Raw genomic sequence first — 13,599 nt, 5'->3', positions numbered from 1 at the left:
CCGTCAGGGGGCTGCGTGAAACCGGACCGCCTAGCAAAGTTCGACCTCTCCCCTTATGACCGCCTTCTGGCCAGGCTTGCGGGCCACGAGGCCAAGTTCCGCGATGTGCTGGAAAAAGCCCTGTGCCGCTCCCAGACCTATTTACGCTACCGCAACGCCGGGCTGCTGGAGCTGTTGCGCCTGGTGGCCGCGCTCATCGAGCGCGAACAGTTGGATTGCCTGATCACCGGCGGCCTGGCCTACGACGCCATGCGCGGCAGGCTAAGCAGGGTCCACCACGACCTGGACCTCATGTGCCTGGCCCCGGAGCGCCCCCGGGTGCTGGCCGCCTTCGCGGCGGCGGGCCTGAAGATCGTGGAGAAATCGCCCTACCACGCCATCGCCCACTTGGACGACGTGCGGCACGTGGACGTGTTCAGCTGGAGGGAGGTGCCCGGCGAAGCCATGGAAAATATCGTGGGCGGCATCCTGGTGCGCGCGCCCCTGGCCTTCCGCCACATCCGGCAGACCGCCTCCCTGTACGGCCTGCGTCTCACCCTGCCCGGCAACGCCTACCTAAAAAGCATCAGCCCCTTTGTGGAATCGGCCGAGGACCGGCGTTTTTTAGCACAATTGCCCACCGATCCCGTGATAACATGCGAGAGCAGAACGGAAACCGTGGTGCGCCGGATCAGCTTGGCGGTGCATGAGTTCGGCTTCCCGTCCGATCCGGAAAAAACGTCCGATGACCCCGGCAAGAGCGCATTTGGAGGTTAGCGTGTCCGAGCAAAAACTACCGACCACCCCCGGCGACAGCCAGGTTGACCAGGACCGTCCCGGCAATCTGCCCGACGAGGACCGGCGCAGAATCCTCGGCAAGCTGGTGACGGGCGCATTCGTGGCTCCCCTGGTGCTTTTGGTCCTGGACGGCGGCGACAGCATCACCTACGGCTATTAGACACAGCATCACCTCCCGCCAAATCCGCGCCCTTCCGGGCTGCGCCTTGCTTGGCGGCGGCGCACATCTGCCTTCGCCCGCCACGGGACCGGGACCGGGTTTTATGAAACGGACCGCCAATTGAGCCAGGCCATATCCAGGCAACAGCCTTATCAGCGCATCGAGGAGTTCACCGAGGGCACCTTTGAGCAGGACCTGCTGGTCATGCACCGGGACAGCGAGGACACCCTGATGCTCAACCCCACGGCGGCGGCTATCTGGGAGGCCCTGCAATGGCCCCAGAGCGTCGACGACTTGGTGGGCCTGCTGCTGGAGGCCTTTCCCCGGCAGCCCCGCGAGGAGCTGGCCGCCCAGGTGGAGCAGTCCCTGCAAACCCTCCTGGCCAGGGGGTTCATCCGGCCCATGGCCTAGCCTTGCGCGCGGAGCCTCCCATTCCCCCTGACTCCAACCCCGATTCCCGTACCGCCGGAGCGCAATACAGGCTGCTCTGCTGGGAGGACACCCGCGCCCTGGTGGAGACCTGCGACCTCCCAGCCCTGCTCCAGGCGGCCGAGCTCCTGGGACTGGAACTGGAGCCCGCCCCGGGGACGTATCAGTCTCTCCCCGACTACTCCCTTGGCCCCTCGGGGAGCGGCTACCTGATCACCATCGGCCAGTGGCAGATCCCGGTTCCCGAACCCGGCCGGTTGCTCCACTTCCTGGCCTCCACCCTGCCCAAGGCCTTTCACAAGCTTAGCCCCGACCCGGTGCTGCACGCCTCGGCCTGCGTGGCCGACGGCGAGGCGGTGCTTTTCTGCGGCCGCTCCGAGAGCGGCAAGAGCTCCCTGGCCGCCGAGGCCTGGGCCCAAGGACTGCCCCTGCTCAACGACGACTCCACGGCCATCGACCCGGCCACCGGCCTGGCGCGGCCCTACCCCCACAACATCAGCCTGCGCCTGACCGAGCCGGTGCTGCCGGAGCCCTTTGCCAGTCGGTTGGGACCAGACAGCCACTACATGATCGGCCGGGGCTGGAAGAGCGACTACTGGGCGCTGTTGGACCGCAGCCTGCCGAGAATCGTGCCCTATGGGACCGGCCTGCCGGTGCGCGCCCTGCACCTGGTCAGCCGGGGGGAGGACACCCGGCTCTGCCCGGCGGACCGCCAAAGCGCCCTGCGTGGAGTGCTGTCCCAGACCTATCCCGGCCGGGCGGGCAAGCTGGCCATCCTGCCCTGGGTGGAAGCTCTGGCCGCCCGGAACGCCATCTTCGAGCTGACCGTGGGCGACCATGACATCGCCAACGCCCTTTCCCTGGCCATCGCCCCAATCCCCTGAAAAAGGCCGGGCGCGGCCCCACCTGCCTGTTAAAATGTATAGAAGACCCACGAGGGCGGCGCGGCCAAGCGAGCCTTCGGGTGATCGGGCACTGCCTAGAGGGGGGAGGTGTGGCTTCGTAATTTTCATCAGTTAGGGCATCATGCTAGGAAACCGCAACCCAGAGCTCAAGGCCCGCACCCGGCCCATGGCCCGGGCCACCTTCCTGCTTTACGCGGCCCTCATCGCGGCCACCCTGCTCATCGGCTATGTCAGCTACCGCTATTCCTTTTCCATGATGGAAAGGGGCTATCAGAACTTCTACCTCAACAAGGCCGAGATGATCGTCAGGGCGGCGGACATGAACGCCTCGCCCGCCGGCCCCGCCTATCTCAAGTCCTTGGAGAAGTATTGGGAGTCCGCCGGGCACAGGCCCGCCGACGAGTACATCTGTGTGGTGGACGCCAAAGGCAACCTGCTATTGCACACCGCCTCCCCGGAGAGCGTGGGGGCCTATGCCGGCGACAACCCCATCCTGGGCGGAGCCCAGAAGAACCACAAGAACCTCTGCGATCTGGTGACCGCCCAGACCAACTACGCGGGCGAGTACATCTCCAGCGCGGGACAGGACCAGATCGCCGCCTTCTACGCCATCCCCCAGAAGAAGTGGATGCTGGGGGTGCACCGCTCCCGCTCGGCCCTCTACGCCGAGATCGAGGACGGCTTCCGCCCCCTGCTCGTCGGATTTCTGGCCATCTGCGGCCTCCTCATGCCACTGTTCCTCTACTTCCTGTTCGTAACCTACCGGGCCACCCTGAAAAAGCAGATGGGCACGGAAAAGGCCCTACGCGACAGCGAGCAGCGCTACCAGTCCCTGGTGGACACCATGCCTCAGGGCCTGTTCCGCACCGACCTCGAAGGCAAGCTGACCTTTGCCAACAAGGCGCTGTTGGCCGAGATGGGTATTGAGCTGGACGATTGCCAAAGCAAGCCGGCCCGCAACCTGCTGCCCCCGGACCTGGCCCAGGACTACGTGGCCGACGAGATGAGCGTCATCCGGGGCGGCGACACCCTGGACGCGGTGCATCGCTTCAGCCGGCCCGGCCAGGACCAGGCGCGCTACGTGGAGATGATCCACCACCCGGTGCGCGACGGCGACGGGACCATCGTGGGGGTGCAGAGCCTTCTCTGGGACGTGACCGACAAGCGCGAGGCCGAGGAGAACCTGAAGCACACCAAGGCCCAGTTGGAGACGGTGTTGCAGTCGGTGCCCTCGGGCATCTTCGCGGTGGACCAGGACTGCCACTTCACCATCGTCAACCAGCAGGCCGAAAAACTCATGGGCTTTGCCCAGGCCGACGCCTTGGGCAAGCCGGCCAACCAGTTCGTGCCCGACACCCAGCTCGACCGGGTGCTGGCCACCGGCGAGCTGGAGATGGGCAAACCCTTCAGCCACAACGGCCGCAACTTCTTGGTCAGCCGCAGCCCCATCAAGCAGCACGACCGGGTGGTCGGCGCGGTCTCGGTGTTCCAGGACGCCTCGGAGCTGGAGTCGGTGCAAAAGCAGGTGGAGGAGCTGCAAAGGCTCAACGACGAGCTTTCCTCGCTAATAGAGAACTCCCACGACGGCGTGCTGATCACCGACACCTACCAGGTGATCACCGTGAACCCCAGCTTCGGGCGCATCACCGGCCTGGCCCCCACCAAGCTCACGGGCCGCGACGTGAGCGGCCTGGACTCGGAGCGCCATGTGTGCCTGGCCGTGGTGCAGGCGGTGTTCCGCCACGTGAAGAGCCACCGCTCCTCCATCACCATGCGGCGCAAGCTCAACAGCGGCAACGAGATCTTCGTCACCGGCAACCCGGTCTTGGACAAGTTCGGCCAGGTGGTGCGGGTGGTGATGAACGTGCGCGACGTGACCGAGCTGCACTCCCTGGAGGAGCACATCAAGCGGCTGTCCGAGGTCTGCCTGGAGGATGAGAAGGCCGCCGCCTCGCCCGAGGCCGCCTTCGGCATCGTGGCCGAGAGCCCGACCACCAAGAACCTCTTGGACCTGGCGGTGCGCGTGGCCCAGGTGGACTCCACCGTGCTGCTCAGCGGCGAGAGCGGCGTGGGCAAGGACGTCTTGGCCAAGCTGATCCACAACCTGAGCAAGCGGCGCAGCCACCCCTTTGTCTCGCTAAACTGCGGGGCCATTCCCGAGCATCTGCTGGAGAGCGAGCTCTTCGGCTACGAGAAGGGCGCCTTCTCCGGAGCGGACCGCTACGGCAAGCCGGGTCTGTTCGAGGAAGCGGCCGGGGGCACCGTGTTCCTGGACGAGGTGGGCGAGCTGCCCCTGAACCTGCAAGTGAAGCTGTTGAAGGTCTTGCAGGAGCAGCGCTGCCGCCGCCTGGGCAGCGTGAAGACGGTGGAGCTGGACATCCGCATCCTGGCCGCCACCAACCGCGACCTCAAGCAGATGGTGGCCGACGGCCAGTTCCGCGAGGACCTTTTCTACCGCCTCTACGTGGTGCCCATCGAGATTCCGCCCCTCAGGGAGCGGCGCGAGGACATCCTGCCCCTGGCTCTACGCTTTTTGAAGGCCTACAACAAGAAGTACGACGTGAGCCGTACCCTGGGCCACGAGCTGTTGCAAGTGCTGGAGACCGCCGAGTGGCCGGGCAACGTGCGCGAGCTGCAAAACGTCATCGAGCGCCTGGTGGTCACCGCCGACGCCGACGTCTTGGAGCCCAGGCATCTGCCCCGCTCCATGGTCCCGGGCGCCGAGCAGCCCCAGGCGCCCTTGGTGTGGGTCACCGGCGAGGTCAAGCTGCGCGACGCCCGCGACCAGCTGGAGAAGCAGCTGATCCAAAAGGCCCTGGCCTCCACCAGCAACACCCGCGATGCGGCCAAGCTCCTGGGGGTCACCCACTCCACGGTTATCCGCAAGGCCCAGAAGTACGGCCTGGCCCTGGACGGCAACCCCACCCTTCACTGAAAAATTCGTTCTAAGCCCGCCTTTTCCATGAGGCTGGGCAGAGCAGCATGCCGACGAGGCCCACCATTGGGCCGCTTCGAAAGGGCCTCGTACGTGGTCACGTCAACCTCGCGCGGCTCCCGGCACAGCCAGCCGCGGGAAGGCAAGGCGCCTGGCAAGCGAGGGACGCAGGCGTAGCCTTCAGCGCTACGTCGAGGACCGAGCGCAGCCAGCGACGCAGGATACCCGTGGCTGGCGCAGCCGGATGCCCGGCCTGCATGGAATAGGAGGGCTAGCCTAGGCGCGCCACCACAGGACCACCGCCGTGGCCAGGAGCATTATGGCCACCACCCGGCGGTAGAGCAGGTTGCTGGCATGGGCGAAAGCCCAGAAGCCCAGGGCCGAGCCCGCGATCACCGCCGGGGTGAACCACAGGGTGGTCCTGAGCCCCTGCCAGGAAAACATCCCCGCGTAGGCGTAGAAAAAGGCGATGAGGATGAACTGCACGCTGAAGAAGGAGGCCAGGAAGCTCTTGGCCTTGAGCGGGTCGCCGGTCACCGAGGTGATGTACAGGGCGGCGGGCGGCCCGCCGATGGTGTAGGCCCCGAAGAAGCTCCCGGTGATGAAGCCGCAGAAGCGGCCCCACCAGGGGCTCTGGGCATGGCGGGACATGAAGCTCTGTCCGGCGGGGATCAGGTTTAAGGCAACCACCGCCGCGATGAACACGGCCAGGGCCCGTTTCAGGGTCACCTCGGGCAGGTGGTAGAGCATGAAGGCGCCGATGGCCAGGCCCAGGACGGTGCCCAGCACCAGGGGCTTCATCAGCTTCCAGTCCAGATGGGCCCGGTAGTGCCAGGCCTGATAGAGGAACAGGGCCAGGCAATAGGGGAATTGCAGGGCCACCGCCTCCTTGACCGGCAACAACAGGGCCAAAAGCGGCACCGAGACCAGGGCGAAGCCGAAGCCCGCGAAGCTCATGGTGAAGCCGCTGACCAAAAAAATCAGGGCCAGGGCCAGCTCCACGGGCATCAGGCACGCTCCCGGGCGGGCAGGCTCTCGGTGTTGGGATAGAGGTTCAACTCCACCGGCTGGCCGGGCGGGAGCAGGGCCAGGCCCGGGCCGGGCTCACCGGCCAGCAGGCGCTCCAGCCAGGCCAGGCTGCCCCGCGCCTCGCGGTGGGCCAGGCCGAAGAGGCTGGCCATGGCTTGGGAGTAGCCATGATGCCTGGGCTCCAGGCCCACCCCGGTGTCGGCCAGGACCACCTCGTCGTAGCCGGCCAGCATCTCCTGGCCGATCCACAGGGCGTCCTCGTGCCCGAACTTCTGCTTGCTCACGAAGTACTCGCTGTAAGGGGTCTGGCCGTGGTCGATCCAGCCGGGGGTGAGGAAAAAGCTGCCCCCGCAGCCCACGCAAGGATCGGCCAATTTCTCGCCCAAGAGCACGGGCACGCAGTCGTGGGCCAGGGGCGCCAGCAACTCCACGCGCTGGGAGCAGAGGCCTTGCAGGCCGCCGCCGCAATAGCCGTAGGCCAACAGCACCCGGCTCACCGTGGGGTCCTGCTCGATCTCGCGCAGGGAGGCCCCCACTGTTTGGCGGAGCTGGTCGGGGTAGCGGTGCAGGCCCTGGTCCAGATAAACCGCCTGATCCTCGCCCACCCCCAGGAAGGCCAGCTCGGGCTGAAACACCCGGCAGGCCAAAACCCGGTGGCCGGGCGCCAGGGAGGTCATCCCGCGAAGCCCCGCAGGATGAACAGCACCACGCTGAGGCCCATTAGCACGTAGGACAGGCCGTAGAGGCGGCCGGTCCAAGCCGGGGAGAGCGCGCCCATGCCTTTACCCACTGCCGCGCCCAGGGCGGCGGCGCCTCCGGCCAGGGCCAGGGCCCAGGTCAGTATGAAAAGGTAGGTCGGCATCCGGGCAGTCTCCCCGCTGGCGCCGCGCTTGTCAATTGCCGCAGGTGCCCAAAAGGTCCTCGGCCCGGTCCAGCTTGGCGAAGATCTTGGCGCCCTCCTCGTAGAGCGAGTCCATGACCGTGGCCTTGATCTGGCGGTAGCGCTCGGTGCTCAGCACGTGGAAGTCGCGCGGCCGGGGCAGGTCCACCTCCACCTCGGTTTTCACCGTGCCGGGCAGATTGGTCATGACCAGGATGCGATCGGCCAGGAACAGCGCCTCCTCGATCTCCGAGGTTATGAAGAGCATGGTCAGGCCGGTGTCGCGGTAAAGGGCCAGCAGGTACTCCTGCATCAGCTCGCGGGTCATCACGTCCAGGCCGCGGAAGGGCTCGTCCAGGATCATCACCTTGGGGTCCATGACCAGGGCGCGGCAAAGCTCGGCCCGGCGCTGCATGCCGCCGGAGAGCTGGGCCGGGTACTTGTCCTTGAACTCCTCCAGGCCCACCTTTTTGAGTAGGGACAGGGCCTTTTGCTCGGCCTCGGCCTTGCTGATGTGCCCGGCCATGGCCGGGCCGAAGATGGCGTTTTTCATCACCGTCATCCAGGGCCACAGGGCGGTCTCCTGGAAAACCATGATGCGGTCGCGGCCCGAGCCGGTCACCGGGCGGCCGTTGAGGAGTACCTTGCCGCTGTCGGCGTGGTCGTAACCCGCCGCGATGTTGGCCAGGGTGGATTTGCCGCAGCCGGAGGGGCCCACCAGCACGGTGAGGCTGCCCCGGGGCACGGTGAGGCTGCAATTCTGCAAGGCGGTGCAGGCGGGCGCCCCCGGGATGCGGAACACCCGGGTGACGTTCTCCATCACCAGTTCGCCCTTGGTGCCGTCGTTTTGCTTCTTGCCGTTGTTGGCCATTTGCGTTTGTACCTTTCCGGGCCCGTCTAGAAGACCTTCTTCCAGGGCATGAGCCAGTCGCCGATAACCTTCACCGCCATGGAGCTGACGTAGCCGGCCACGCCGATGCTGATCATGCCCACGATGATGCCCGGGGTGTGCCCGGCCAGATAGGCCTCCCAGGTGAGGCGGCCCAGTCCGGTGTTGCCCGCGATCATCTCCGCCGCGATCACCACGTTCCAGGTGATGCCGATGCCCACCATCATGCCGGTGACGATGCTGGGGATGGTGGCGGGCAGGACGATGCGCCAGAACACCTGGCGGGGCGAGGCCCCGAAGCTCACCGCCGCGTCCACCAGCTGGCGGGGAATGGCGCTCACGCCGCCCAGCACGTTGACCACGATGGTGAAGAAGGCCCCGATGAAGGTGATGAAGGCGATGGAGCTTTCATTGGTAGGCCAGAAGAGGATGGACACCGGCACCCAGGCCAGAGGCGGGATGGGCCGCATCAGCTCGAACAGGGGATAGGAGAAGTCCTTGAAGTTGCGGTTCCAGCCCATGCCCAGGCCCAGGGGGATGCCCAGGATCTGGGCGGCCACGAAGCCGTACATGACCCGGAGGGAGCTGTCCATCCAGCTCAGCCAATACTTGCCCGTGGACATGAACTCCCAGAAGGACCCGGCCACGGTGACCGGGGTGGGGATGGCGTGCATAAAGGGCATGAGGCCCATGGAGCCCGCCTGCCACAGCACGAAAAAGCCCAGCACCGCCAGGCTGCCCCGGGTGAACTGCTTGCTGGTAACGAATTTGCGCAGGCGCACCCCCAAAGTGGGCCCGCTGATTGCTGCTGCTCTAGCCATGAATGCCTCTCCCCTCAGGCCATTTCGCGTTCGCCGGCCTCAAAGGCCTTGACCGCTTCCTCGTGCACCGCCTCCACCAATTGGGCCTTCATGCCCAAAAACTCCTCCGAGGCCAGCATGGAATACTGGCGGGGGCGGGGCAGGTTCACCTGTAGGGTTTTTTTGATGTAACCGGGCCGGGTAGTCATCACCAACACCTTGTCGGCCAGGAAGATGGCCTCCTCCAGGTCGTGGGTGATGAAGAAGATGGTCTTGCCGGTGGCGTTGTAGAGCTCCAGGAGATACTGGTGGCTGGCGCTCTTGGTCACCGTGTCCATGGCCCGGAAGGGCTCGTCCAACAGAAGGACCTTGGGGTTGTTGATCAACGCCCGGATGATCTCCACTCGGCGCTGCATCCCCGAGGATAGCTGGCCGGGATAGGAGGTCTCGATGTCGTTGAGACCCACCCGGGCGAGCATCTCCTGGGCCCTCTTGTTGGCCGCCTCCTGGCTCATGACCCCCTGCACCACCGGGCCGTAGGTCACGTTCTCCAACACCGTCTTCCAGGGGAACAAGGCCCCGTGCTGGAACACCACCACCCGGTCGGGGCCGGGGCGGGGGTCCAGCTCGGGCGTGGCCAGGGGCTCGCCGTCCAGGATAATCTCGCCCGAGGTGATGCCGTCGAAGCCGGCCAGGGCGTTGAGCAGGGTGGACTTGCCGCACCCGCTGGGCCCCACGATGGCCACGAACTCGCCCGCCCCGATCTCCAGGGAGCAGTCCTTGAGGGCCTCCACGTGGACCCCCTCGGGGTCGTAGATCTTGCCTGCGTTTCGGATGGACAGGGCGCCGTCGCTGGCCCGGCACACCGGGCCCTGGGGCCCGTCCACCGGGGCGATAGTGTCTTTTTGTTCGGAATTCATATGCCTCATCCCGCCTAGGCGTTGCCGAAGAGCTCGCGCTCACGCCAGGCCATGAGCTTGCGGCCGACGCTGCGCACCACCGCGCTGCTGGCCCAACCGATGATTCCCAGGGTGACCATGCCGATGACGATCACCGGGTACTGGATCAGGGAGTAGCTGTCCCAGATCAAAAAGCCCAGGCCATACTGGGCCGCGATCATCTCGCCGGCCACCAGGGAGAACCAGGCGGCGCCCATGGAGATTTGCAGGCCGGTGAAGATGAAGGGCATGGCCCCGGGCAGCACCACGTCGAACAACAGGCGCTTCTTGCTGGCCCCCAGGCAGCGGGCCGCCCGGAAGTAGGCCTCGTCGATGGACTCCACTCCCAACAGGGTGTTGAGCGCGGTAACGAAGAAGGCCACCAGGAAGGTGACGAAGATCACCGCCGGCTCGTCGCCCGGCAGGACCAGGATGGCCAGAGGCACCCAGGCCAGGGGCGGGATGGGCCGGATAAGCTCCACCAGGGGGAAGGAGTAATCGTAAAATTTGCGGCTCCACCCCATCAGCAGGCCCAAGGGCACGCCCAGCAGCGTGGCCAGCACAAAGGCGGTGGTGGCCCGGTAGGTGCTGTAGATGATGTGGGTGTAATAGTCCTGGGTGTAGATGGAGATGCCGTAGTCCGGGTCCGGGCTGAGCCACTCCATCAGGCATTCCCAGGGACCGGGGAGCCGGTTGAACCAGGGAAGGGAGAAGGTCTTTACCGTGAGCTCCCAAAGGACCACGAAGGTGAGAAAGCCGCCCAGCTGCAACAGGAAGCTCTTGCTGGTCAGGGTCTTACGGACCTGGTGTCCCCAGGACACTTCGTAGAGCAAGGCCTTTTTCTTTTGCTGCCAGGCTCCCACGGCCAACACGGCCGCGAGCAGCAGGCCCAAGACTATGTAGGGGTTCATTGCGTTGTCATCCCATGCTTATGCTTGCGTGGCGCCGGCGGTTAATCTCCCTCCGTCCCGCGGGGCGCGGGACGGAGGGAGCGCGCGATGGCTGACCACTTATCAGCGGCCGGCCGCCTAGGAGGCCTCTACTGGCCCTTGTAGGCGCTGGCGGGCATGCCCTTGATCACGCACACCGGGGCCTTGACGCCCATTTCCTTCATGGCCTCGGTAACCGGGCCCTCGTTGATGGCGTTCTTGGGAATATCGCCGGACTTGAGCACCTTGATGCTGTGCAGGAACTCGTAGCCCTTCTTCATCAGGTCCAGCACCCGGGGGGAGAAGACCATCTCGCCCACGTAGACGATGTCGTCGCCGCCGGCGCTGTCCGGATGGCGCTCATACAGAGCCTTCCACAGGATCTTGGGGGTGTAGCCCTGGGTCTCCTTCATGACCATGGCGGCCACGGCCATGGGGTCCTTCTCCATGATCTTCAGGGCCTCGATCTCGGCCTTCATCCAGCCCTTGGCCGCCTCGGGGTGATTCTCAATGAAGTCCTGGCGCATCAGGGTGAAGTTGGCGTCCAGCTCCTTGTAGGGGCTGCCGGTGGCGGCGTACTTAGCGAAGCCCTGCTCCACCACCTTGCGGGCGTGGGGCTCCCACATGGCCGCCGCGTCGATTTTGCCGGCCTCAAAGCTGCTGGCGATCACCTCGATGGTCATGTACTGGAGGCGCTTGGGCTTGACTTTGTTCTTCTTGAGCACGGACTCGAAGAAGCGGTTGGCGCAGGTGCCGCGGTGCACGGCCACGAGCTTGCCGTTCATCCACTTGATGGCTTCCTCGGGGGTCTTGAAGTTGGGGGCGTCCTTGCGAACCACGATCAGGTTGCAGTTTTGGCCGTTGGAGATCATGGGCACCGAAACCAGGCGGATGTCGCCCTGCTTCTTCTTGGTGGTGGCCACCAGGGAGGGCATGTCGCCCATGGTGCCGACCTGCATCTTGTCGGCCAACAGGGCGTTGACCATGGGCGGGCCGGTAAGGTGAGCCTCGAAGTTGACCTTGCTGCCCTTGGGCAGATACTTCTTCCACAGGCCCATTTGCTTGATCACCACGCCGGACCAGCCGCCGGTCCAGTAGGGATGGTACCCGTAGGTGATCTCCACCGGCTCCGCGGCCTGGGCCGGAGCGCCGCCAACGGCCATCAGGGCCGCCAAGAGCAGGGCCACACCGGCCCCCAGGGCGGCTACTTTACCTAAGCGTCTAAAACTATTCATCATTACCTAAACCCTCCTTGGCGCGCTCTGTCCTCGTGCCTTGGGTAGTTGGGGCGGGCACTGCTCCGCCCGGTGACAGTTCGGGTGCCTAAATTTGCAGCAGCCATGCCAAAGCGCCGGAAACAGGCATTTCTCCTATGCCCCGCGAGGGGAATATCGCCCATATAGTATTAGTTTTCAGTAGGTTGTAATATCTGGACCGGCTCGGACCCCTACCGGGGCTGTGCCGCGGCGGGCGCGTTTTCCGGTGCCCCCGGGCACCAAGGGGCCCTTTCTTGGAACATTTTTGCACCAAGATCGCGGCCGTCCGGCCCCGGGCAGCGGGCGCTTCGAAGGGGCCTCGCAACCTCTTTATAGAGCCTTCCGCGAGTCCCAGTCGGGGCCATTTTTATATAAGCATCTGTTTTTACTTCTATTTCAGCCAATGAGCCCGCAAATTTCCTACGATTTCGCGGTTTGGGGCCTCCGGGTGGCACGCATGTTGTATTAAACCGGGCCACAAGGCCGCGTTGGGGCGGCTAAGCACGAATTTTTTGATCACAATCCCAGCCGGCATGGAGGAATCAGTTGGCGGAACAAAAACACATCCCCCTGGGCGTGGGTTTTTACCCTGATTGGTGGAAGGCTAACTACGGCATCGTCTTCGGCCGGGACTATTACTATGATCCCGATTACCGGGTGGAGGTGGGCCTCAAGCAGCAAAAGGCGCTCTACGAGCGTTTCGGCGACGTGGGCCTGGGGCAGGCCGATCCGGCCCCTAGGCCCCTGATCAGCTTCGGCATGGTCATGCTGCCCGCCATCTTCGGCTGCGAGATCGTCTATGAGGAGGCGGCCCTGCCTTGGGCCATGCCCATGAATCTCTCGGCCGAGGAGTGCGACAAGCTCCAAAAGCCCGACTTGACCAAGGCCGAGCCCATGGCCACCGTGTTCAAGCAGATCGACTATCTCAAGGGCAAGTACGGCAAGGTGGTGGGCGACATCAACGTGACCGGCGTGCAGAACCTGGCCCTCAAGCTACGGGGCGAAGAGCTCTACATGGACTACTTCGAGGACCCCGAGTTCGCGCACCGCTTCCTGAAGTTCTGCACCGAGTGCATTATCGACCTGTGGAAACTGGTCTATCCCATCACCGGCACCGGCGCGGTAGACGTTACTCCCATGTGCGACCCCACCATCTACTGCGTGCCCAACTGCACCGTGGAGCAGATCAGCGGGGACACCTACGAGGAGTTCGGCCTGCCCTACGACACCATGCTGGCCGAGGCCTGCCATCCCTTTGGCATCCACCACTGCGGCAGCCTGGACCCGGTGGCCGAGCACTACGCCAAGGTGCCCAACCTGGTCTTCGTGGAAGCGGGCTTTGGCACCGACTTCCGCCGCTCCCGCGAGCTGCTGGGCCCTGACGTGGCCTTCAACGCCCGCATCAGCCCGGTGCTCATGAAAAACGGCACCCCCGAGGAGGTGGCGGCCACGGTGAAGGACGCCATCGACCAGGGCGCGCCGCTTTCCAATTATTCCATCGACACGGTGGGGCTCACCGACGGGGTGCCCGACGAGAACGTGCGCGCCGCCCGCAAGACGGCCATGGAATACGGCAAGATTTCCTAGGAAAGGCTTTCGACCATGCAGACCATTATTCGCAGCGCCAGCCGCGAGGTGATCATCGGGCACGACCAGCCGGTGGTGATGATCG

At 65.1% G+C, this 13,599-nt stretch carries 14 protein-coding genes; 6 read left to right on the top strand and 8 right to left on the bottom strand.

Translation table 11 applies throughout. The annotated features are described in order from the left end of the window. Nucleotides 1-15 precede the first annotated feature (15 nt). The 5 genes from KQH53_15125 to KQH53_15105 all read left to right on the top strand — a co-directional run bounded on the left by KQH53_15125 (nt 16) and on the right by KQH53_15105 (nt 5,206). Nucleotides 16-756 carry a hypothetical protein gene (locus KQH53_15125; GenBank protein ID MCB2228011.1) on the top strand — a complete coding sequence of 247 codons (741 nt, stop codon included), beginning with the start codon at nt 16-18 and terminating at the stop codon, nt 754-756. Nucleotide 757: 1 nt separating this feature from the next. Beyond that, nucleotides 758-937, top strand: a complete 180-nt coding sequence (locus KQH53_15120; GenBank protein MCB2228010.1) for a hypothetical protein — start codon at nt 758-760, stop codon at nt 935-937. A gap of 120 nt (nt 938-1,057) precedes the next feature. Further along, nucleotides 1,058-1,348 (top strand): HPr-rel-A system PqqD family peptide chaperone, encoded by a 291-nt coding sequence (locus tag KQH53_15115; GenBank protein ID MCB2228009.1) that lies wholly within the window; start codon nt 1,058-1,060, stop codon nt 1,346-1,348. A 101-nt stretch (nt 1,349-1,449) separates the two neighbouring features. After that, nucleotides 1,450-2,250 carry a hypothetical protein gene (locus tag KQH53_15110; GenBank protein MCB2228008.1) on the top strand — a complete coding sequence of 267 codons (801 nt, stop codon included), beginning with the start codon at nt 1,450-1,452 and terminating at the stop codon, nt 2,248-2,250. Nucleotides 2,251-2,392: 142 nt separating this feature from the next. Then, on the top strand, nt 2,393-5,206 hold the full coding sequence (locus KQH53_15105) for a sigma 54-interacting transcriptional regulator (protein MCB2228007.1): 2,814 nt from the start codon (nt 2,393-2,395) through the stop codon (nt 5,204-5,206). Between the two features lie 276 nt (nt 5,207-5,482). Here the strand turns inward: KQH53_15105 and KQH53_15100 are convergent, their stop codons facing one another. The 8 genes from KQH53_15100 to KQH53_15065 all read right to left on the bottom strand — a co-directional run bounded on the left by KQH53_15100 (nt 5,483) and on the right by KQH53_15065 (nt 11,906). Then, entirely contained in the window at nt 5,483-6,214 is a 732-nt protein-coding gene (locus KQH53_15100; GenBank protein ID MCB2228006.1) for a sulfite exporter TauE/SafE family protein, read from the bottom strand. Continuing rightward, nucleotides 6,214-6,912, bottom strand: a complete 699-nt coding sequence (locus tag KQH53_15095; protein ID MCB2228005.1) for a DUF1638 domain-containing protein — start codon at nt 6,910-6,912, stop codon at nt 6,214-6,216. Before KQH53_15095 ends, KQH53_15100 begins: the two co-directional genes overlap by 1 nt. Then, nucleotides 6,909-7,097, bottom strand: a complete 189-nt coding sequence (locus KQH53_15090) for a hypothetical protein (protein MCB2228004.1) — start codon at nt 7,095-7,097, stop codon at nt 6,909-6,911. Before KQH53_15090 ends, KQH53_15095 begins: the two co-directional genes overlap by 4 nt. A gap of 31 nt (nt 7,098-7,128) precedes the next feature. After that, complete coding sequence (locus KQH53_15085) at nt 7,129-7,986, bottom strand: ABC transporter ATP-binding protein (GenBank protein MCB2228003.1); 858 nt, start codon at nt 7,984-7,986, stop codon at nt 7,129-7,131. A gap of 26 nt (nt 7,987-8,012) precedes the next feature. Beyond that, nucleotides 8,013-8,825, bottom strand: coding sequence for an ABC transporter permease (locus tag KQH53_15080; protein MCB2228002.1), 813 nt, complete (start codon nt 8,823-8,825; stop codon nt 8,013-8,015). Nucleotides 8,826-8,839: 14 nt separating this feature from the next. Then, complete coding sequence (locus tag KQH53_15075; GenBank protein ID MCB2228001.1) at nt 8,840-9,724, bottom strand: ABC transporter ATP-binding protein; 885 nt, start codon at nt 9,722-9,724, stop codon at nt 8,840-8,842. Between the two features lie 14 nt (nt 9,725-9,738). Next, the gene (locus KQH53_15070; protein MCB2228000.1) at nt 9,739-10,653 is read right to left on the bottom strand and encodes an ABC transporter permease; all 915 of its coding nucleotides are present in this window, start codon (nt 10,651-10,653) and stop codon (nt 9,739-9,741) included. Nucleotides 10,654-10,781: 128 nt separating this feature from the next. Next, nucleotides 10,782-11,906, bottom strand: coding sequence for an ABC transporter substrate-binding protein (locus KQH53_15065; protein ID MCB2227999.1), 1,125 nt, complete (start codon nt 11,904-11,906; stop codon nt 10,782-10,784). Nucleotides 11,907-12,473: 567 nt separating this feature from the next. Between KQH53_15065 and KQH53_15060 the strand changes: the two genes are divergently transcribed. Beyond that, nucleotides 12,474-13,514 (top strand): hypothetical protein, encoded by a 1,041-nt coding sequence (locus tag KQH53_15060; GenBank protein MCB2227998.1) that lies wholly within the window; start codon nt 12,474-12,476, stop codon nt 13,512-13,514. Nucleotides 13,515-13,599 lie beyond the last annotated feature (85 nt).

Source organism: Desulfarculaceae bacterium, assembly GCA_020444545.1.
GTDB lineage: Bacteria > Desulfobacterota > Desulfarculia > Desulfarculales > Desulfarculaceae > Desulfoferula.
This window is presented reverse-complemented; position numbering and strand designations above follow the sequence as displayed.